The following is a 20,199-nucleotide window of genomic DNA, read 5'->3' as shown; positions in this document are numbered from 1 at the left end:
GGTCTTGCCGGTTCCCGGGCCGCCAATGAGGACCATGTTCTGGGCGCCGTCCATGAACTCGCAACGGTGCAGCGTCCGGACAGTGGCCTCGTTGATCTCGCTGGCGGTGAAGTCGAAGCCAGAGAGATCCTTGTAGGCCGGGAAGCGAGCGGACTTCATGTGATAGGCAATTGAGCGAACCTCGCGTTCGGCCAGTTCGGCCTTCAGCAGTTGCGACAGCATTGGTATGGTCACTTCAAAGGCCGGTGCGCCCTGCTCGATCAGGTCGGTTACGGCTTGTGCCATCCCATACATCTTCAGGCTACGCAGCATGATGACGATAGCGCCAGCGGCGGGATCATGACGCATGGCGGCCTCCGGCTATCTGGGCGGGGAGGGCGTCTGCGTAGCCTTTAGGGATGACGCAGCGCTAACCTTTCCGTTACTTCAAGACGAGCCCAGACATCATCCGCTTGGAGGCGATGCTCTACATTCGTTTCCCACTGTCGCCGCGCAACTTGGAGGACCTCCTTCATGAGCGTGGGATCGAGATCAGCCACGAAACAGTGCGATACTGGAGGAACATGTTTGGCAAGAATTGCGCTCTTGCGGCTCGAATCTCGCTTACACCCTGCAGACACCTTGTCCGTAATGCTTCCTGAGGCCGCCCTAACTGCGTTTCAGGAGGAACTGCGTAAGCTTCTCGCTCGCACGCGTCGGGCTTAACTCGCCTTGGCGCAGTTCATAGCCCCAGCCACTTGCAATTTTGCTAGGGAACGGTTCAACGAGCGAGCCACGTTGCAGGTGAACCTCAGCCAAAGAGGCCAGCGTCACCGCACAGCCCAGTCCCGCGATCGCCATTTCCAAAGCTACATTGGAACTGTCGGTCTTCAGACCCTGAACATGTGGGAGATCGGGGATAGCGTGGTGGTCTGCAAAACACTCCCACAACTCCTGTCGTCCAAGAATGTGGATCAGGCCCTTCTTTAGAACATCGGCAGGGACCCGAATAGCGTCAGGCCCCGTCATGAAATCTGGGCAGCACACCATGACCAAGTGCTCTTCGCAAAGGCTCTCACCGACAACGGATTGGCTGATATGGCGAGGAATGATCCGAAGATCGACAATCTGTTCGATGGATTCCGCCCAGATCGTCGCGTGTACTGTGACTTCCACCTCTGGATTTTCAGCCCTGTAGGCGCGCAAGCGCTCGGGGAGCCAATTTGTCGCAAGGCTTGCAGGACATGCAATCGTGACCTCTTTTCGGTGCCGCACAGTCTGCACCTGACCGGTTGCCACATCTATCTGAGCCAAGGCGCGCTGTAGCGCTGGAAGATACGCTGAAGCGACTTCGGTGAGCGTTAGGCTACGTGGCGCGCGATAGAAGAGCGGCCGCCCGATGAATTGCTCCAGCGCTCGAACATGGCCGGATACGGCCGCTTGGGTCATTCGTAACTCTTCCGCGGCCTTGGTAAAGCTGAGATGGCGGGCAGAGGCCTCGAACGACCGGATGTAATTCAACGGGGGCAGATACTTCATCGCGTCTCTCCTGATGATACAGTAGTTGTTCACTGATGGTCGCGCCACAGACTATGCCCTAATTTAAACTGGGTTCAGGCCCCCGTTTCAGTTTCGTGACTTTGTCTTCCTGGGGCTTAGGCTGCAGCAAAAGGCGAGGTAGAACGATGCGGGAAGCAAGACGAGGGCGGCGCGAGAAGGCTGGGGCCAGTATCGCCCAGTTGCCTTGGGAGGTGGTGCGCAACCCCTATGCGCCGATGGAGATGCTGTCCGCAGACCAGATGCAGGACCTGCACGATACCTCGATCCGTATCCTGAAAGAGTTGGGGATCAAGGTAATGGGCGCCAACGTGCGCACCTTGTTTGCTGCTGCCGGGGCAAAGATCGATGACGAGGGCATCGTGCGCATCGATGAAAGCATCGTCGAGGCAGCCTTGGCTACCGTGCCGCGCCGGTTCACTCTGACCCCGCGCAACCCCGGCAAACGGGTGTATATGGGCGGCGATCATCTGGTTTTTGGTCTGGTCGCAGGCCCGCCCAATGTGCATGACCGGGTGAACGGGCGGCGGTCGGGCAATTTGGCCGATTACCAGAATTTCATTCGCCTCGCGCATCACTTCAACGCGATTCACATGATCGGCAATCAGGTGACCGCGCCGCAGGAATTGCCCGCAAACAACCGGCATTTGGATACCTATTTCGCGAACCTGACCCTGTCGGACCTGACCTTCCATTGCACCGCGATTGGTCGGGGCCGGGCGATGGATGGCATCCGCATGATGGCGATTTCGCGCGGGATCAGCCTTGAGGAGATGGCGCGCGATCCTGGCGTTGTCACCATCATCTCGGTCAACTCGCCGCGCCTCTTGGATGACGCCATGGGCGACGGGCTGATTGCCATGGCCGAACATGGCCAGCCCGTAACCATCACGCCCTTTACCCTGATGGGGGCGATGACCCCGGTGTCCCTGCCCGCCGCCCTTGCCCAGCAAAACGCCGAAGCCCTGTTTGGCGTGGTGCTGACCCAATTGGTCAAGCCGGGTGCGCCGGTGATGTATGGGGCATTTACCAGTAACGTCGACATGCGGTCAGGCGCGCCCGCCTTCGGCACGCCCGAAAACACCAAGGCCAATGTCATCGCAGGCCAATTGGCGCGGCGCTATGGGCTGCCCTACCGCACGTCCAACGCCAATGCCTCGAACGCAGTTGACCTTCAGGCGGCTTATGAGACGTCGATGGCCACTTGGGGTGCTGTGATGGGGGGTGCGAACCTGATCTATCACGCGGCGGGTTGGCTGGAGGGGGGACTGACCGCATCGTATGAAAAGCTGATTTTGGACGTCGAAATTTTGCAGAATATGGTGGAATTTCTGCGCCCCCTGAAATGGGATGCGGACGAGTTGGGCTTTGATGCCATCCGCGATGTGCCCGCGGGGGGCCATTTCTTTGGCGCACCCCATACGATGGAACGCTATGAGCACGCCTTTTATCAGCCCATGCTGTCAGACTGGCGCGGCTATGAGAACTGGGAGCTTGCCGGGGCCAAGGAGGCCGGGCAACGTGCAACGGACCTTTGGCAGCAGGCGCTGGCCGAATACGAAGAACCCGCGATGGACCTTGCCATTCGCGAAGAACTGCAAGCCTATGTCGCCAAACGGCGGGAAGAGATCGGACATGACGAACCCTGAACCAAAGCTGAAATCCCACGCCCAAGCTGTTGTCATCGGGGGTGGGCTGGTCGGTTGTTCGATCCTGTATCATCTGACGAAATTGGGTTGGACCGATGTCGTCTTGCTGGAACGGTCCGAACTGACCTCAGGCTCCACATGGCACGCGGCGGCCAATATCCACGGGCTGCATGACAGCACAAACATCAGCCGTTTGCAGCACTATACCATGGGTCTTTATAAAGAGTTGGAGGCTGAAACTGGCCAAGGTTGCGGCATCTTTCAGCCTGGTTCGCTATATCTGGCTCAGACCGAAGCGCGCGAACACCAACTGCGTCTACAGGCGGCCAAGGCGAAATACTATGGCATGAATTTCTATGAGGTCAGCCGGGATGAGGCCGAACGCCTGCATCCTTTGGTGAACTTCGACGGCATTCGCTGCATCATGTACGAACCCCAAGGCGGCAATGTCGACCCATCGGGCGTGACCATGGCCTATGCCGCCGGCGCACGCGCGCGCGGCGCGCAGATCCATCGCAATTGCCCGGTGACGGCCACCAAGGCGCAGGCTGATGGGTCGTGGATCGTGGAAACTCCTTTGGGCGAAATTCGCACCGGGTGGGTTGTGAACGCCGCCGGGCTTTGGGGCCGCGAGGTCGCTGCGCTGGCGGGCATTGAGCTTCCGCTCATGCCGACCGAACACCAGTATTTCGTCACCGAAACCATCCCCGAAATTGCCGGAATGGACCGCCGCCTGCCCTCGGTCGCCGACCGCGATGGCGAGTATTACCTTCGCCAAGAGGGCAAGGGCCTTTTGGTCGGGGCCTATGAGCGCGACATGAAATTCTGGGCCGAGAACGGCACACCGCAGGGTTTCGGCCACGAGCTTTTCGCCGATGATCTGGAACGGATCGAGCCCAACATGATGCGGGCGATTGACCGGGTTCCGGTGGTGGGATCGGCAGGCATCAAGCGGGTGATCAACGGACCGATGATCTGGTCGCCGGACTCCTCCGCTCTGTTCGGTCCTGTGCCGGAACTGCGCAACTACTTCTGCTGTAATGGCATCATCCCCGGCTTTTCGCAGTCGGGCGGCCTTGGGCTTTTGTCGGCGGAATGGATCATTGAGGGCGAGCCGAAGCTTGACATGTTCGGCTGGGACCTCGCGCGCTTTGGCGCTTGGGCGGGCAAGGATTTCACCAAGGCCCGCGTACGCGACCAATACGCCAACCGTTTCAAGATCCACTTCCCGAATGAAGAGCGCGCTGCAGGCCGCCCTGTGCGAACCCGTCCGATCTACGAGACACAAAAGGCGATGGGCGGGGTTTTTGGCCTGAACTACGGCTGGGAACACCCGCTTTGGTTTTCGGCCGAGGGCGAGCCAACCGAAGAAACCATCGGCTTTGACCGTCAAAACTGGTGGGGCCCCGTGGGCCGTGAGGCGCGCAGCTTGCGTGACCGGGCGGGGATCATCGACATCTCGAACTTTGCCCGCTACCGGATCACCGGGCCTGGGGCCAAAGACTGGCTGGAGGCACTTCTCGCCAACCAAATTCCGGGCTTGCCGGGCCGGTCCTGCCTTGCCCCCTTGATCGGCAAACGCGGCGGGATTGCGGGGGATTTCACCGTCACCTGTCTCGGAGAGGGCGACTATTTCATGGTCGGCTCGGGCATGGCTGAACGCTATCACAAGCGGTTCTTTGATGCCGTCCCCTTGCCCGTTGGGACAATTTGGGAGAGCGTGACCGAAGCAATGGCGGGCTTTAACGTGGCCGGCCCCTTGGCCCGCGATCTGCTGGCGCGTTTGACCAATGCCGACTTGTCGAACCAAGCCTTCCCCTTCATGCGATCCCAGAAAATCGACGTCGCAGGTGTGCCCTGCATTGCCCTGCGCGTCAGCTTTACTGGCGATCTGGGTTGGGAATTGCATTGCACCGAGGTCGATCAGCCACGGCTTTATGCGGCGCTTCTGGAGGCCGGAAGGCCCTTGGGTGCTGGCCCCGTGGGAAGCCGGGCCTTGATGAGCCTGCGGGTGGAGAAGGGGTATGGCAGTTGGGGACGGGACTATTCGCCCGAGTACTGGCCACAGGAAACGGGGCTCGCTGGCCTCATCAAGATGGACAAAGAGTTCCTGAACAAAGCCGCCTATGCCGCCCTTGCAGATACCCCGCCGCGTGAAGTGCTGCGGACGCTGGTGATTGAGGCCACCACGGCGGATGCCACGGGCAACGAGCCGATTTTCGATCTGGAAGGTCGGCCCGCCGGAAAGGTGTCGTCGGGAACCTATGGCTATCATGTCGGCCAGTCGTTGGCGCTGGCCTATCTGCGCCCCGACATCGCGGCGGGGACAGAGCTGGACGTTATGGTTCTTGGCCGTCCGCATCGGGCGCGGGTGCTGGAAGGGGCGGCCTTTGACCCCGAGGGCAAGCGGCTGCGGGCCTAGGTTCTAATCTGCCCCTAACTCCCTCCCCAAAGGGCGGAGGGGCGGAGATTGGCAAGGTCAGGCGTCACACGGCCGCCGTGGCGAGGTCGAGCAGAGATTGTGCTGACCCTCCTGGTGCCAACCCTTCTGCCGCCGCGCACAAGGCTTTGGCGCGAGGGGCACCCAGAACCGGGTCGGCGCAAGCGTGGAACTTCTGGCGCATCTCGTCGCGCGACACCATCGCTTCAGGGTCGCCACGCGCTTCGGTTGGGGGGGATTCCAGACGCGTGCCATCTTGCAAGACGACGACTGCATGAGCAAAGCGCCGGGCCGGGAACGCCGCGTTGTAGGTATCGGATTCGGTGACCAGCATGCCGGTCGCCAGACGGCGGATTTCGGGGTCGGCGAAGGCTGCTTCGGTGATATCAGCTGGGCCGATGGTGCCGCGGACGGCGGCGACAGCGGCAGGGAAGGCGGTGGAATACTGCGCCTCTTCGGTGGTCACAGGCGTTCTGGTGGCAAGGCGCAGGGATTGGTGGAAGGTGACGATCTCGATCCGCGCCACATCTGTGGACCGCAATCCATGGCCTTGCATCAGCGACAGAACCGCCTGCACCGGTGGCTGCGCCCAACGGCAAACCGGGAAGGGTTTGTAATACTGCTCCATCACACGCCAGTTTTGCCCCAGATCGCCCCAAAGGTCGGCGACATCGTCGCCCTCCGCTGTGATCGCGGGCGCCCCGGTAAAGCCGGACCGGGCGAGATAGGCCGCTGACACCCCGGCCATGCCACCCCAGCCCGAGCCATCTTTGACCATGGTCGGCGCATCGATGCAGCGCATCATCTGGCTGCGGGGGCCGTGATACTCGGCAATCCCAAGTGCGTGGCGAGTTTGGTCTGCCCCCAGCCCCAGATATCGCGCCCCAATCGCCGCGCAGGACAGCGCCGTCCAAGCCCCCGTGGTGTGATAATCGCATGCCGTGCGGTGGAGAGCTACGCCCGCGCGGGTGCCGATCTCGTAACCCAAGAGCAGGGACACCATGAGATCACCACCGTCTAGCCGCCCCGTTGCCTCAGCCATCGCCATCGCGGCGGGCAAGGCCGCGCATCCAGCATGGCCCTTGGTCAGGCGGTGGCCGTCATGGGCGTCATAGGCATCAATGGTCATGCCCCCTGCAAGTGCTGCCCCTGCGGGGCTGACCTTGCGACCGTCCATCAGCATCCGCGCGGGCGCGCTTCCGGCACCAAACTGATCGGCCGCATGATCCCGGATAATCTGAGCCAGCCGCGTGCCAATGCCGCCCGCCGTCACGCCCAGCAAGTCCACCAGAAAATCACGCGTCCGGTCCTGCACAGGTGCCGGAACGTCCTGCCAGCGCAGAGCGTGGATGAAATCGGTCAGTTGCATGGTGGTCTCCGTTTGCGAGGCATCCTCAGGGTTTAGTCTCTGACAGACCAAGAGCCGCTTCAAGTTCGTGATGCAAAGGGAGAGGGTCGGTCACCCGCCGCCCGTGGTGCAGCACGATCCGGTCGGCCTGATCACGTGACAGCACCACATTCAGACTGCGGGCATTAAAGATGACCATATGGGCCGGCAGGCCCACCCCGATGCGGCCAAGGTCAGAGCGGCCGATCAGGTCGGCGGGGATGCGGCTGGCCATGGCAAGACTGCCGGTCAAGGGCTCATCCGCCTGAAAGACCCGGATCGCTTGTTTCAGCGTATCAAGCATGTCGTGGTCGCCGTAGGCAAACCACGCATCCCGGCAGTTGTCGCCGCCGATGGCAAGCGGCAGACCCGCCGCGCGGATTTCATTGGCCGCCGTGACGCCTCGCCAGCGCGGAGTGCGGCCCGGTCTGCGGTCCATCAGATACATCATCGGCGTCGGCATCGAAACGAAGGCCAGATCTGCTTCGCGCGCCAGCGAAAGGGTGCTGTCGATCACTTCGGGGGGCATTAGGGACAGGTTCACGCAATGGCCCAACACCACCCGGCCCTGAAAGCCTGACCGCAGCCGGGCGCGGGCGATTTCGGGGATGGTGAAGGCCGAAAGATCCTCGGTCTGATCGGCATGCAGATCAACATCCAGCCCGCGCTCCTTGGCCAGCGCAAATAGCCGGTCCAGCGCATGGGCCAGCGCGTCATAGGTGCCGTTTTCACCCCGCTCAAGCGTGTCGGTCACCCCTCCCAGAATGCCGCCCCTTTCGGCGGCCAGATCGGCCAGCGCGCGGGCATCATCGCCCACCCAAGCCTCCATCGCGCAGATCGTGACGCCCTGCAGGTCAACCTTACCAGCCCATTTGGCGCGCATGCGATCCAGCGCACGCCAATGGTGCTGCGAATAGGCCAGCGTCTCGCTGTCAACATGGCTGCGCAGCGCGGCAACACCATGCGCATAGGCACAGGCCATACCAAAATTCATCCGCAGGTCCAGATCGTCATCCGTCCAGCGTGGCCAGTCCACGGCGGTAAGAGAAAAACCGCCGTGGATCGTGCCATCGGGGCGCACGCGTGGAATGGCGTGGCCGCAATCGAGATGGGTGTGCATATCGATGAAGGCAGGCCAAAGGTGGCGGCCCTCAAGGGCAACGCGGGGGGCGGTATCGGGCGCGGTGCCGCCGGGGAAAAGCCCCGCAACCCGGCCTTCATCAATCAAGATGTCCAAAAACAAAGCCCCCTCGGCGTCCTTCAAGGCAACGGGGGGGGGGGCTAGAACGAGTTCCGCAGGAACACGCGCGCCCGCAAGCAGAAAACGACCCGCTGCGGGGATCACCAGTTCTTCGCGCATGCACTCTCTCCATATACCTCCAGAGCTGGGGCGCGCCTTTTCGCACGCCCCAGCAGGGCAAAACGCGTCAGGCTTCCAGCCATACGCCAGCCAGATCCATCTCGAAGGTCTGATGGACGCGGTAGCCCTTCAGCTTGGGGTTGGCGTGCGAATAGACGCTTTGCCAGAACGGCTGGATCAGCACACCATCGCCTTGCAGCATCGCCTCCAGCTCGGCCATGATCGCCCGGCGTGCTTCGACATCAGCAAGGCCCAGTGCCTGCGCCAGCTTGGCGTCAAAGTCGGGGTTGGCATAGGCGCTTTCGTTCCATGCCTCGCCCGAGCGGTAGGCCAACGCCAGAACCTGCACACCCAAGGGGCGCATGTTCCAGTTAGTCATCGAGAAGGGGTACTTCGTCCAGTCATTCCAGAAGGTTGCCCCCGGAATAACAGTGCGTTTGATGTTAATCCCCGCATCGCGGATCTGGGCGGCAATCGCATCGCACGAGGCCTGATGATGGTCCTGATCGATGGAGATCAGGTCAAACTCGAAATCAGACTTACCCGCGTCTGCCAGCAAGGCCACGGCCTTCGCCGGGTCACGGACCTGCTTGGGCAGTTCGGCATATTCGGGGTGAATCGGGCTGACATGGTGGTTTTCGGCCACGGTGCCAAGACCGGAGATCCCCAGTTCCAGAACCACCGCATTGTCGACCGCCGCCTGCAAGGCCTGGCGCACGCGCTTGTCGGTGTAGGGCTCTTGCCCGACGTTCATCCTGGCGACCATAGTGTTTGCGGTGGCGATGGTATAGCGGGTTGCGCCGATGGCATCGAGCTGGTCAAGGAAGTTCTCGCTCGACTGCTGGTTCAAGTCCACCTCGCCTGCGGCCCAAGCGTTCACCTCGATCGCAGGGTCATTGCCAAGGTCTGTAAACTCGATGGCATCCAACAGGGCTTCACCGCCCCACCAGGCGCCATTGGTACGGCGCACGACGCGAGCCTTTGACCCGACGGCATGCGATTCCAGCTCGAACGGGCCGGTGCCGATGGGGTTGGCAGCCAGGTTAGAGCCGGTTTCTTCATAGCTGCGGTGCACGATCAGCGCCGGATAGTCGGCCATGTTCGGGATGATGGCGATATCGGGCGCTGAGAGGTTCAGCTGGACCGTCATGTCATCAACCTTGACGATGGCACCGTCACGGGCTTTGCCGGTGGCCTCATCGGCCAGAGTGGAAAAGCGCGACGACATCGAGTTGCCTTCAACTGATTTGTCGCACCACCGGGTAATGTTGAAGATGATGTCATCAGCATTGAAGGCATCGCCATTGGTCCATGTTGCACCTTTGCGGGCATGCAAGGTGTATTGCGTGGCGTCGGCGTTCACTTCCCAGCTCTCCAAGAGGCGGCCTTCAAAGGTGAAGTCCGAAGTGTACTTCACCAAAGGCTCAAGGAACTGGCGCTCAAGGTTGGCGATTTGGCTCCAGTCGGCGGTGCGGGGATCTTTCAGGTCCATCACCTGCATGGCAACCCGCAGGGTGCCGCCCTTGACGGGGGTTTCTTGCGCATGGGCCGGTGTCGGCAGGCCGAGCATGGCATAGGCCGTGGCCGTCGTCGCGCCAAGGGCGGTGGCCGTGGCGAGGAATTCGCGGCGGCTGATGGGGTCAGCGCCAACGCCCTTGGCGGCGCAGGACAGGTGGTTGGGCAACGGATTGCCGTGGCGGTTGTGGTAGGTCATGGCGTTCTCCTTGTTGGGTTTCAGGCTTTATGCAGGGCTTCTATGGCTTCGGGGCTCAGGTCACGAACGCGGCCCCATTCGCGGGTTTTTGGGCTGTTCAACAGGCCCAGCGGGTCCATCCGCTTTTTCCATGCCAGATGGCGGTAATCGGCCTTCTTCATGCCGCCCTCTTCAATGATGCAGGAATGTGGATCCGAAGCCGGGCAGCCGTGGGCCTCATAAAGGCCCATGATTTCGTAAAGCCGTTCGTCGGTGGTGTATTTGACCAAGGGCAGGTCGAAGGCGACCCTTTGGCCACCCATCAGCGAGAACTCGTGGTGCATGTAGACGTCATCGCCCAGCACGCCCTGCAACTCGATGATCTTCTCCACGTTCAACGGCGCGGGGCACAGGATTTGCAGATAGGTCACCTTGCGGTCGGTTTTCAGCGCCTGCAGCGTGGTGTGATTGTAGGAAAACTCGAACGCATGGGGCAACTTGCGGGCAAGGCGCACGGTATCGTCCATTTCAAGGTCAATCTGGCCATGATGGGCGGCGATCAGGGCGCGGAAGGCACCCATCTGCGCACGCGGAATCAGCGTGACCAGCATTGGATGGCCTTCGCGCACGATCCGCTTCAGCCGATCAAAATAGGCTCCGATACGCGCATCCAGCGTCGAGCACAGCTTACGACGGATGTCTGAAGCTGCCAGCGCCATCCCAGCCCCATAGCAGGCGGGGTAGCTGCCAAAAGTGGCGATGCAGCCGATCCAATCCTCGGTCGGCACTGTGCGCAGGGTCAGTTCGGTGATGACCCCGTTGATGCCCCATGCGTGGTGGATCATGTTGATCTGATCGCCCGAAAACACCACCTCGCGCGGGGCTTCTTCGGCCGAAAGCGCGCGGATTTCCAACACATTGCCCGCATCGCGCAACATGCCGTGGCTGACCGTGCCAATCCCCGCTGAGCCGCCCGAGATGAAGCCGCCTATGGTGGCGATGTCTTGGGTCGAGGGGAAAACTGGCAACTCGCGCCCTTTGGCTTTCAGCGCCTCATTCAGCTTCAGGATATTGCATCCCGCCTGAACCCGCACAAAATCTGGTCCGATTTCAAGGACTTCACCCATCGCAGTGGTGTCGATGATGAGCCCACCCTCCATCGGCACAGACTGGCCATAGTTGCCGGTTCCCCCGCCGCGAAGCGTCACGGGGACGAGATGGCGCGCTGACAGGGAAAGACATTGCATCATCTCGGCGGGGGATTTCGGCCTTGCGACCAGATCGCCGAAGCAGGTCTTCAGGCGGCGGTCGAGGATCGGGGAATACCAAAAGAAATCTCGGCTTCGCTTTTTGACCAGCACTGGCTCTGCGATGGTCTCGACCGGGGACAGGGCGGCGCCAAAAGCGGCCCAATCGGTCGTGGTCTTGCCGGAGATGCTTGTCATGTGGGACTTTCGCAGCGGAGCTTATCGCAAAACGGTAGGGCAGGCAGAGAAAGGGTTCACGTGAGCAAAACGGGGACGTGATCTAAAAGAATTCGACGTCATGCGCTGGTACGCTTAGCCGGGTTGAAAACGCGCGAAATCGGCTACCAGCCTTGCAAGGCCATTTGCGGCATTGTCCAAGAGTGCATCGCCTTTTTCTGCCGTGGCAGCTTTTGCATTGCCGACCGCGCCTTTGGGGTTGAGGTCAGCCATGACCCAGCCAGGCCGCAGGGCTGCAGCGCCTAGACCAAGGTCAGGGTGCGCCTTGTGCCAGTTTAGGTGCGCCGAGCCGAAGTTATCGGCCCACTCCATGCGGACTTTTTCAGGATGGGCGGCCAGCATAGCCGATGTTTCGACATCTCCTGCATGCAGGCCATTGCGCGCCTCAGCTTCACCGACAATCTTTTCGGCCCCCGCCAGATCGTCCCAGGCGACATGGGCGGTGATGAGGCCAAGTTCGGCACGCAGATCACGGCAAGCAAGCTCCAATAGCGCGCGGTTGCCGCCGTGTCCGTTCAAAACCATCAGCCGTAGGATGCCCGCGCGCTGGACTGAAGCCGCGATGTCGCGAAGGAGGCGCAACATTGTATCGGCCGAAAGTGACAGAGTGCCAGGCCACGAATGATGCTCGGTGCTTTTGCCAATTGCCTGAACTGGGAGGGCGAGCACGGTCAGCACCGGGTCGATCAGCGGCAGGGTCCGGGTCAGTACGGCGAGGGTCAAATCTCGGTCAACACTGAGCGCAAGATGGGGCCCGTGCTGTTCAACAGCGCCAATAGGAAGGATCGCTACAGCTTGTGCGCGATCAAGGGCAGCGAGTTCGGTGGATGTCAGGTCAGCCCATTGTCCTATATGGCCCATGTCACCACCTCTCTCAGACCGGGATGCGTGCGATGCGGGCGCGTACCCGGTCGATGTACCGGCTGCAGGCAAGTTCCGTCTGGTCGTCGATTGCATGCAGTCCTAGCCAGAAGGTTTTCGTTCGGCGGTTGGTGCAGTATCGCAGGCCACGCAGGATGATCTTGCGGCCCGGTGCGCCCATCAGGAAAGTCCAGAACCACCAAGGTGAGCCAAAGCTGGTAATCACCCCGATCAGGCCAATATTGGTCAATGCCGGGCGAAGGCGTTGGCCTTCGTCGTGCAGGCTAAAGGCGATGCCGGGCCGCCAGACCCTGTCGATCCAGCCTTTCAGGATCGCGGGCTGCGCATACCACCAGGTCGGATAGATTAGAATTAACCCATCGGCCCACCGCAGCGCATCGACATGAAGGACGAGATCGGCGGGGATCGGGACATTTTCGGTATAGCTACGACGTTCTTCTGTAGACATGACCGGATTGAACCCTTCAGCACACAGGTCAATCACGCGGACCTCATGACCTTGTGCACGGGCGGTTTCCACGGCAACGTCACGAAGCGCGGTGTTGAGGCTTTCAGGGACTGGGTGGGCGTGAACAAAAAGAAGGCGCATCAGGCGGGGCTTTCTGTTTGGGTCAGGCGGCGTAGGGCGTGGAGCGCGACGGTAATGACTATAATCGCCCCACCGATAAGGGTCATCTGACCGGGGTTTTCGCCAATCACCGCCCAGACCAACAGCGGACCAAGGATCACCTCCAACAGCGTGATCATTGAAACTTCGGGTGCTGGCAGATAGCGGGGGCCAAGCATCAATAGGCCCGCTGCCCCGGGCAGGATGATGGCGCCGGACAGAAAGATCAGAAGCGCCTGAGTGGTGGTGACGGGTTCAAAATCCGCAAAGGGCACCGCAAGCAGGCCACCAAGGATCGATCCCAGCGCCAAATGCGGCAACATGTTGCGACGACCTGTGGTGCGCAGTGTGACGTAGTAAGCAGCGATGGTGATGGCATTCATCAGCGCGAAACCGTCGCCAAGGAGCCTACCTTGCCCCAAGCTTCCAGAGGCGAGGACGAGAACCCCCGTGAAAACCAATGCAATGGCAAGGGCGGTCACGCGGTCAATTCGTTCCTTCAATAAGAAGAATGATAGGATGGCCGCCAGAAACGGGGCAATGGCCAGCACCAAAAGTGCGTTAGCCGCTGAAGTGTGCTGCATGGCCGAACACCAGCTTAGGACGCCACCAGCGTTCAACGCGATGATGAGCAAGCCTTTTCGATCAAACCATTCTCCCTTGGCGGGCATCGATCTGGGAGCAAATATCTGATTAAGGACAAGAAAGATGCTGCCCGAGATCACGCCGCGCCAGAAGGCCAGAGCCAACATATCGCCTCCAATCAGGCGCATGATCAGGGCGTCGGGCACGAAGATCATCACGCCGCAAAGTGTTACAAGAACGCCAAAGGCCTGCGGATTGCGCTGAGCAAGAGGTGTCATGTGGCTGTGCCGAACAGCTTTGTTAGAAAGCCATAGAACCAGTCGGCCTGACGCGCATCCGCATCCAACATGAGTGCATCCTGCTCAACCTTCGACTGGGCGCCAGGCTTGCCAAATGCGGCCCACGGGGTGGATTGCCAGCGGCGAAAGCCCTCGATTGTGCATTCGGGATGGAACTGGAAACCATAAGTCCGTGCGCCGTGGCGGAAGGCTTGATTGGGATAGAGCGGGCTGGAGGCCAGATGCACCGCCCCTTCGGGAATGGCAAAGGTGTGGAAATGCGCCTGTGTCATGAGCAGCGTTTCGGGCAGGAACTCGCGTCCCTCGGGTGTCGGCGAAATTGGGTAGTAGCCGAACTCGTGGACGGGCTTATCATAGGGCCCAACCTCGGCCCCAAGGACCCTCGCGATCTGCTGCGCGCCCTGACAGAGGCCCAACAGCGGAATGTTCTTCGCCATGCAGGCACGGATCCATGATGCCTCGTCGTACAAGAAGGGGTGCTTGTCTTCTTCGAAGACGTTGAACGGCCCGCCATATACTACTGACCCGGCAACATCCGCGCCCGGAACTGGCAGTTTATCGCCCTTGAAGGGGCGGTAAATGACCGGCTCAAACCCGTTTTGAACAGTATAGGTCACCACCCGATCATCGGGTGGATCATCGCCGTGACGGACAAGTACGATCTTGAGGGACATGTTGTTCTCCTGTCAGTGCACCACAAAGATTACTGCGACCGAAGCCATTTTTGGCAAAAGGAAAACAGGGACGTGATGATGGGTTTTTTTGCCACGCGAGCGCCTAATTTCCGCACATACCAAGGGAACATCTGACCAACGGCTTCTCCGCCCAGTACTAGCGCTTCGACGAGCTGCTCACTGCGTTACGCGACGACGCCAGCGTTCGGCGGGGCGTCCTTCCACCTGAAGGCCGCCGCATCCGCCTCACTCTTCCGCCTCGTCAGCTACCGCTACGGCCGCGGTGCCATGTGGATTACCACCAACAAGAGCATCTGCTAGCGGACCGAGCTGCTTGCCGGCGACCAGGTGCTGACCACCGTCCTCCTCGATCGCCTGCTCCACCGCTCGAATGTCCTCAACCTTAAGGATCGCAGCTACAGGCTGCGCGATCTCGAGGAAGCTCTGAGGGCCTCAGCATCCCAAAACCCGCACCCCGCCGACTGCGCCTCCGAGGCACGCGCTCTGACTGTTGACGGTCAGCGCGCGCCCTGGAGCCGCTCCGTTGCGCGACACTTCGTAAAACTGGGTGTCGTTTGACCGTTGCCGCGCTATAAAGGCAATTACAAGGGGGCCTATCTAGAGGTGGCCAAGGCGGCGGCGCGCAAGCATGGCATACCTGAGGATCTGTTCTTGCGGCTGGTGCAGCAGGAATCTGGCTGGAACCCGCATGCGGTGTCGCATGCAGGGGCCCAGGGGCTGGCGCAGCTTATGCCGGGTACGGCGGCCAAGCTGGGGGTGGATCCGAAAGACCCGCACCAGAACCTGGATGGCGGCGCGCGCTATCTTGCCATGATGTATGCCAAGTTCGGCAATTGGCGTCTGGCGCTGGCTGCCTATAACGCGGGGCCTGGTGCTGTGGAGCGGCACGGCGGCATCCCACCCTTTCCCGAGACGCGGAATTACGTGAAGGCCATCCTCGGCTGATCCTGTCGCAAAAGGGGGGCCGTCTGCCCCCCTCGGGCTACGCCCTCACCCCCCCGAGAGTATTGTAAAAGGCGCAAAACCTTGGAGCAGGCTTTGCTTTGCATTGCGCCTTTCCAAATACTCTCGGGGGGTGAGCCGCTTGCGGCGAGGGGGGCAGACAGCCCCCCTTCTGAGTTTGACAGCCTACGCAGCTTTGGGTTTTGGACCTATTCGGCGGCGATCTTGATGACCGGCTCCATGGTCGCCAGAACATCCGCCGAGAGGTGGCACTTAACCTGATGTCCGCCCTCAAGCACTTGAACTGGCGGCATCTCGCGGTCGCAAAGTCCGCCCGGCACGTGAGACTTCCAGCGGCAGCGGGTCTGGAACGGGCAGCCGGGCGGCGGGTTGACCGCCGATGGGATGTCGCCGTCCAGCACAATCCGTTTGCGCACGACTTTGGTGTCTGCGATCGGCACGGCGGAGAGCAGCGCTTCGGTATAGGGGTGATAGGGCGGTTGGAACACTTGGTCGGTTGTGCCCATTTCGACCACATGGCCAAGATACATCACCATCACCCGGTCCGAGAGATAGCGCACGATGCTGAGGTCATGGCTGATGAACAAGAGCGTCGTCTTGTTCTCGCGCTGGATGTCCATCAGAAGATCTGTCACCGCGGCCTGCACCGAGACGTCGAGGGCCGAGACCGGCTCATCGGCCACCACAACCTTGGCGCCGCCTGCGAAGGCCCGCGCGATGCCGACGCGCTGCTTTTGCCCGCCTGACAGCTGACGCGGCATCCGCTCGGCAAAGGCGCGCGGCAGTTTGACCAAGTCCAGAAGTTCCAGCATCCGCTCGTGCCGTTCGGTGTCCGAATTGCCTTGCTTGAAGATTTCAAGCGCACGGATGATCTGGCGCCCCACGGTCATCGAGGGGTTCAGCGTGTCAAACGGGTTTTGGAACACCATTTGCAGCGAGGAAACGGTGTCGGTGCTGCGCTGGGTGATCGGGGTCGATTGCACGTTTTCATCAAACAGCATGATCTCGCCCGAGGTGGCGGTTTCAAGTCCCATCAGGACCTTGGCGAAGGTCGACTTGCCGCAGCCGCTTTCGCCCACGATGGCCAGCGTTTCGCCTTCGCGCGCTTCAAACGACAGGGTCTCGTTGGCCTTAACCACTTTCTTCATGCCGCCGCCAAAGGCGCTGCCGGACACCGAGTAATACTTCTTCAGATCCTGCATCTTCAGGACCACGCGGCCGATCTCGGCACGTTCCTTGAGGACGCGGGCCTTCAAGGGCGCGTCCCAGTCAATTTCGGCCCATTTCAGGCAGCGCGAGCCGTGGCGGTCGCCTTCGGGAACCGTGGACATGGCAATGTCGCCCGCGTCGCAGCGGCCTTTTTCGAAATAGTCACAGCGCGGGCCGAAGTTGCAGCCCGAGGGGCGTTCATGGGGCAGGGGGAAGTTGCCGGGAATGGCGACCAGCGGGCGCGAGGCTTTGTCGGCCCCCGGCAGCGGGATGGAGCGGAAGAGCGCTTGGGTATAGGGGTGGCGCATCTTGTCGAAGACTTCGACCACATTGCCGGTTTCCACCGCTTCGCCGGAATACATCACGCAAAGCCGGTCGCAGACATCCATCACAAGGCCAAGGTTGTGGCTGATGAACAGCATCGAGGTGCCGTATTTCTCGCCCAAATCCTTCACGAGATCGACGATCCCCGCCTCAACCGTCACATCCAGTGCGGTGGTCGGTTCATCCAAGATCAACAGCGCGGGCTTTGACATCAGGGCCATCGCAATCACGATACGCTGCTGCTGGCCGCCCGACAGTTGGTGGGGATAGGCGTTGATGATGCGGTCAGGGTCGGGCAGGCGCACATCGGCGACGATCTGGCGGGCCAAGGCCCAAGCGTCGTCTTTGGACATGCCTTGATGGATCATCGGCACTTCGGCCAGTTGCGCGCCGATCTTCATGGCCGGATTGAGTGAGGCCATTGGCTCTTGATAGATCATGGCGATTTCCGAGCCACGGATATGGCGCAGCTCTTCTTCCCCCATGGTCGTCAGGTCGCGGCCCTTGAACTTGATCGACCCGCCCACGATCCGGCCGTTTTTGCCCAGATCGCGCATCACAGCCAGCGCCACGGTGGATTTGCCGCAGCCGGATTCGCCCACCAGCCCCATCGCTTCGCCCGGCATCACGGTGCAGGAGAAATCCATCACCGCCGGGATTTCGCGCAGGCGCGTGAAGAAGCTGATCGAGAGATTCTCGATCTCAAGGATGGGTTTAGAGGGATCCCAGGTGGTGTCAGTCATGGCAAATCTCGCTTTGGCTGGGCGTTTGGGAGCGGGGGCCAGCCCCCGCACCCCCGGGATATTTGGGCCACATTGAAGGCATCAGTCTTTCAGGCTTTCTTCGCGCAAGCCATCGGCCAGAAGGTTCAGGCCAAGGACAAGGCTCATCAAGGCAAAGGCGGGCACCAGCGCGGGGTGGGGGACAATCGACAAGAGCTTGCGCCCGTCGTCGATGGTGGAGCCCCAATCCGGGCTTTCAGGCGAGACGCCGAGGCCGAAGAAGCCAAGCGTGCCCAGAAGGATGGTGGTGTAGCCGATGCGCAGGCAGAAATCGACGATCAGCGGCCCGCGGGCGTTGGGCAGAATTTCCCACAGCATGATGTACCAAGCGCCTTCGCCGCGGGTCTGGCCGGCGGCCACATAGTCGCGCGTCTTGATGTCCATCACCATGCCGCGCACGATGCGGAACACGCCGGGTGAGTTCACAAAGACCACCGAGACAAAGACGTTGAGCATGTTCGGGCCCATCGACCAGACGCCCAAGGGGTCCAAGTTGAAGGCAAGGCCCGAATAGGCCCAAAGCCCGACCAAAAGCACGCCACCCACATAGAGGTTGCGCTGCATTGGGTTGGTGAAGAAGCGCGAGTTGATGAGCAGGACCAGAAACACTATCGGGAATAGGAACAGGAAGGCCGCGAAGTAGGTTGGGATGCCCGTCAGTACGATTTCCGGGGTCACGAGCAGGTAAAAGAGCAAGATCACCGGGAAGGCCAGCACCAGGTTCGCAAGGAAGGACAGCACCGTGTCCAACTTACCGCCGATGTAACCGGCGGGCAGGCCAAGGGTGATGCCAACCATAAAGGCGAAAAGGGTTGCTGCTGGTGCGATTTTCAAGACCTCGCGTGAGCCCATGACCATGCGCGAGAAGACGTCGCGCGCCACGTGGTCGGCGCCCAGCAGAAGGTGCGTAAAGGCCCCCTCGACAGGGGTTTTCAAAGGCGAGCCCGGCACGGCGTTCTTAGAGCCGGAGAACTGCGCCAAGGGATCCATGGTGACGATGAGATCAGCAAAGATTGCCGTGAAGACCCAAAACATCACGATGCCAAAGCCGATCATGCCGACGGGGCTGTCGAAGAGTTTGCCGTACAGGCCAAGGCGACGCTTGAAGCTGATCGACAGCGCGAAGGTGACAACCAGCGCCACCCAGACCGGCAGAAAGCGGCCAGCCATGGCGGCGAAAATCTCAAGCCAGGAGAGCGGTTCCATGAGGCGTTCTCCTTACGACAAACGAATGCGGGGATTGAGGAACACATAGCCGATATCGGAAATCAGCTGTGTGATAAGCACCAGAACCACGGCCATGACCGAACAGCCCAGCAAAAGCTCGATGTCATTGTTGGTAGCGGCTTGGACCAGCGTCCAGCCAAAGCCCTTGAAGTTGAACAAGGTCTCGACAATCACGACGCCGTTCAAAAGCCATGGGAATTGCAGCATGATGACCGTGAACGGGGCGATCAGCGCGTTGCGCAGTGCGTGGCGCATCACGACCTGACGGAAGCTGACGCCTTTCAGTCGCGCGGTGCGGATGTATTGGGCGGTCATCACCTCGGTCATCGAGGCGCGGGTCATGCGGGCGATGTAGCCAATGCCATAAAGTGCGATGGTCATGACGGGCAGGGAGAAATTCCAGAAGGTGATATTGTCCATGGCGCTGGTGGCGGTGCCCATGAACAGGGTTTTGCCCTCGATCCAGCCCCATTCCGCCAGCATGGGCGAGATGCCGCCCGTGGCAGAGGCCAGAAGGGCGATAAAGATAACGCCCGAGACATATTCCGGCGTCGCGGTCGTGACGATGGCGACGGTGGAGAGCACGCGGTCGGTGCGCGAGCCTTCGCGCATGCCTGACAGCACGCCCAAGAGGAGTGAGGCCGGCACCATGACCAGCATGACCGAGAGCATCAGCCAACCGGTGTGGCCCAGCGAACGGGCCAGCACATCGGTGACCGGAATTTTGAAGACTGTGGAGTTGCCCCAGTCACCCTGCATCAGCCCGCAAAAGCTTTCCGCTTCGGCGGGGTCTTGCCCTTTGGCGATGCAGCGGCCGCGCACTTCGCCCGATTCCAACGTCTTGACCCAGCCCGGCAAAACGCCAAGCCACTGCCCGTAGCGCGACAAGATCGGCGTCGAATAGCCATTGTTGTCGATCCATTTCACCACGTCCTCGTCGCTCATGCGGACCGAGGCTTCGGATTTCGCAAGCTTTTCAAGGTTGGGCGGCAGGTTGGTCAGGTAAAAGACGATGAAGGTCAGCGCAAAGGCGGTCAAGAGCATGACACCTAGGCGGCGAATGATAAACAGCAGCAT

General features: G+C 60.9%; 16 protein-coding genes and 2 pseudogenes. 5 read left to right on the top strand and 13 right to left on the bottom strand.

Annotated elements, in window-relative coordinates:
• Nucleotides 1–348, bottom strand: a 348-nt coding sequence (locus AC72UB_RS12925; RefSeq protein ID WP_505190149.1) for an ATP-binding protein, incomplete at its 3' end; no start/stop codon positions are given.
• Nucleotides 349–443: 95 nt separating this feature from the next.
• On the opposite strand from AC72UB_RS12925, the pseudogene AC72UB_RS12920 reads away from it, so the two are divergent.
• A pseudogene (locus AC72UB_RS12920) lies at nt 444–596 on the top strand (IS6 family transposase); the annotation flags it as partial.
• Nucleotides 597–648: 52 nt separating this feature from the next.
• Here AC72UB_RS12920 and AC72UB_RS12915 read toward each other — a convergent pair.
• A complete protein-coding gene (locus AC72UB_RS12915; RefSeq protein WP_505190148.1) occupies nt 649–1,518 on the bottom strand; it encodes a LysR substrate-binding domain-containing protein in 870 nt (289 codons plus the stop codon).
• 146 nt (nt 1,519–1,664) lie between these two features.
• On the opposite strand from AC72UB_RS12915, the gene AC72UB_RS12910 reads away from it, so the two are divergent.
• Both AC72UB_RS12910 and AC72UB_RS12905 read left to right on the top strand, forming a co-directional pair.
• Complete coding sequence (locus AC72UB_RS12910) at nt 1,665–3,185, top strand: trimethylamine methyltransferase family protein (protein WP_505190147.1); 1,521 nt, start codon at nt 1,665–1,667, stop codon at nt 3,183–3,185.
• A 7-nt stretch (nt 3,186–3,192) separates the two neighbouring features.
• Entirely contained in the window at nt 3,193–5,607 is a 2,415-nt protein-coding gene (locus tag AC72UB_RS12905) for a GcvT family protein (protein WP_505190150.1), read from the top strand.
• A 64-nt stretch (nt 5,608–5,671) separates the two neighbouring features.
• On the opposite strand, the gene AC72UB_RS12900 is transcribed toward AC72UB_RS12905, so the two are convergent.
• The 8 genes from AC72UB_RS12900 to AC72UB_RS12865 form a co-directional block, all read right to left on the bottom strand.
• Nucleotides 5,672–6,994, bottom strand: coding sequence for an MmgE/PrpD family protein (locus AC72UB_RS12900; RefSeq protein ID WP_505190146.1), 1,323 nt, complete (start codon nt 6,992–6,994; stop codon nt 5,672–5,674).
• Between the two features lie 25 nt (nt 6,995–7,019).
• Nucleotides 7,020–8,372, bottom strand: coding sequence for a cytosine deaminase (locus AC72UB_RS12895; RefSeq protein WP_505190145.1), 1,353 nt, complete (start codon nt 8,370–8,372; stop codon nt 7,020–7,022).
• A 67-nt stretch (nt 8,373–8,439) separates the two neighbouring features.
• A complete protein-coding gene (locus AC72UB_RS12890) occupies nt 8,440–10,086 on the bottom strand; it encodes an ABC transporter substrate-binding protein (protein WP_505190144.1) in 1,647 nt (548 codons plus the stop codon).
• 20 nt (nt 10,087–10,106) lie between these two features.
• The gene (locus AC72UB_RS12885; RefSeq protein WP_505190143.1) at nt 10,107–11,510 is read right to left on the bottom strand and encodes an FAD-binding oxidoreductase; all 1,404 of its coding nucleotides are present in this window, start codon (nt 11,508–11,510) and stop codon (nt 10,107–10,109) included.
• Nucleotides 11,511–11,624: 114 nt separating this feature from the next.
• The gene (locus tag AC72UB_RS12880; RefSeq protein WP_505190142.1) at nt 11,625–12,410 is read right to left on the bottom strand and encodes a creatininase family protein; all 786 of its coding nucleotides are present in this window, start codon (nt 12,408–12,410) and stop codon (nt 11,625–11,627) included.
• Nucleotides 12,411–12,423: 13 nt separating this feature from the next.
• Nucleotides 12,424–13,020 (bottom strand): NAD(P)H-dependent oxidoreductase, encoded by a 597-nt coding sequence (locus tag AC72UB_RS12875; RefSeq protein ID WP_505190141.1) that lies wholly within the window; start codon nt 13,018–13,020, stop codon nt 12,424–12,426.
• The gene (locus AC72UB_RS12870) at nt 13,020–13,901 is read right to left on the bottom strand and encodes a DMT family transporter (protein WP_505190140.1); all 882 of its coding nucleotides are present in this window, start codon (nt 13,899–13,901) and stop codon (nt 13,020–13,022) included. Before AC72UB_RS12870 ends, AC72UB_RS12875 begins: the two co-directional genes overlap by 1 nt.
• The gene (locus tag AC72UB_RS12865; protein WP_505190139.1) at nt 13,898–14,596 is read right to left on the bottom strand and encodes a glutamine amidotransferase-related protein; all 699 of its coding nucleotides are present in this window, start codon (nt 14,594–14,596) and stop codon (nt 13,898–13,900) included. The genes AC72UB_RS12870 and AC72UB_RS12865 overlap by 4 nt, the downstream gene beginning before the upstream one ends.
• A 348-nt stretch (nt 14,597–14,944) precedes the next feature.
• Here AC72UB_RS12865 and AC72UB_RS12860 point away from each other — a divergent pair, with 348 nt between their 5' ends.
• Together AC72UB_RS12860 and AC72UB_RS12855 are read left to right on the top strand one after the other, a co-directional pair.
• Complete coding sequence (locus tag AC72UB_RS12860; RefSeq protein ID WP_505190138.1) at nt 14,945–15,175, top strand: ATP-binding protein; 231 nt, start codon at nt 14,945–14,947, stop codon at nt 15,173–15,175.
• A 3-nt stretch (nt 15,176–15,178) separates the two neighbouring features.
• Nucleotides 15,179–15,562: pseudogene (locus tag AC72UB_RS12855) on the top strand (lytic transglycosylase domain-containing protein); the annotation flags it as partial.
• A gap of 206 nt (nt 15,563–15,768) precedes the next feature.
• Here AC72UB_RS12855 and AC72UB_RS12850 read toward each other — a convergent pair.
• From AC72UB_RS12850 to AC72UB_RS12840, 3 genes are all read right to left on the bottom strand, one after another.
• Nucleotides 15,769–17,856: a dipeptide ABC transporter ATP-binding protein gene (locus AC72UB_RS12850; protein WP_505189001.1), complete on the bottom strand. Its 2,088-nt coding sequence runs from the start codon at nt 17,854–17,856 to the stop codon at nt 15,769–15,771.
• Nucleotides 17,857–17,937: 81 nt separating this feature from the next.
• Entirely contained in the window at nt 17,938–19,101 is a 1,164-nt protein-coding gene (locus AC72UB_RS12845) for an ABC transporter permease (RefSeq protein ID WP_505189000.1), read from the bottom strand.
• A 12-nt stretch (nt 19,102–19,113) separates the two neighbouring features.
• The coding region (locus AC72UB_RS12840) for an ABC transporter permease (RefSeq protein ID WP_505188999.1) at nt 19,114–20,199 on the bottom strand (1,086 nt) is incomplete at its 5' end.

This window comes from Allotabrizicola aquatica (SeqCode), from assembly GCF_965194375.1.
Classification (GTDB): Bacteria; Pseudomonadota; Alphaproteobacteria; order Rhodobacterales; family Rhodobacteraceae; genus Tabrizicola_A; species Tabrizicola_A aquatica.
Note: the sequence above shows the minus strand (reverse complement) of the source record. Positions and strands in the feature narration are given on the sequence as shown.

Coding starts and splice junctions, on each gene's coding strand:
- AC72UB_RS12915 (WP_505190148.1), bottom strand. CDS start 1,518: ATGAAGTATCTGCCCCCGTTGAATTACATCCGGTCGTTCGAGGCCTCT.
- AC72UB_RS12910 (WP_505190147.1), top strand. CDS start 1,665: ATGCGGGAAGCAAGACGAGGGCGGCGCGAGAAGGCTGGGGCCAGTATC.
- AC72UB_RS12900 (WP_505190146.1), bottom strand. CDS start 6,994: ATGCAACTGACCGATTTCATCCACGCTCTGCGCTGGCAGGACGTTCCG.
- AC72UB_RS12895 (WP_505190145.1), bottom strand. CDS start 8,372: ATGCGCGAAGAACTGGTGATCCCCGCAGCGGGTCGTTTTCTGCTTGCG.
- AC72UB_RS12890 (WP_505190144.1), bottom strand. CDS start 10,086: ATGACCTACCACAACCGCCACGGCAATCCGTTGCCCAACCACCTGTCC.
- AC72UB_RS12885 (WP_505190143.1), bottom strand. CDS start 11,510: ATGACAAGCATCTCCGGCAAGACCACGACCGATTGGGCCGCTTTTGGC.
- AC72UB_RS12880 (WP_505190142.1), bottom strand. CDS start 12,410: ATGGGCCATATAGGACAATGGGCTGACCTGACATCCACCGAACTCGCT.
- AC72UB_RS12875 (WP_505190141.1), bottom strand. CDS start 13,020: ATGCGCCTTCTTTTTGTTCACGCCCACCCAGTCCCTGAAAGCCTCAAC.
- AC72UB_RS12870 (WP_505190140.1), bottom strand. CDS start 13,901: ATGACACCTCTTGCTCAGCGCAATCCGCAGGCCTTTGGCGTTCTTGTA.
- AC72UB_RS12865 (WP_505190139.1), bottom strand. CDS start 14,596: ATGTCCCTCAAGATCGTACTTGTCCGTCACGGCGATGATCCACCCGAT.
- AC72UB_RS12850 (WP_505189001.1), bottom strand. CDS start 17,856: ATGACTGACACCACCTGGGATCCCTCTAAACCCATCCTTGAGATCGAG.
- AC72UB_RS12845 (WP_505189000.1), bottom strand. CDS start 19,101: ATGGAACCGCTCTCCTGGCTTGAGATTTTCGCCGCCATGGCTGGCCGC.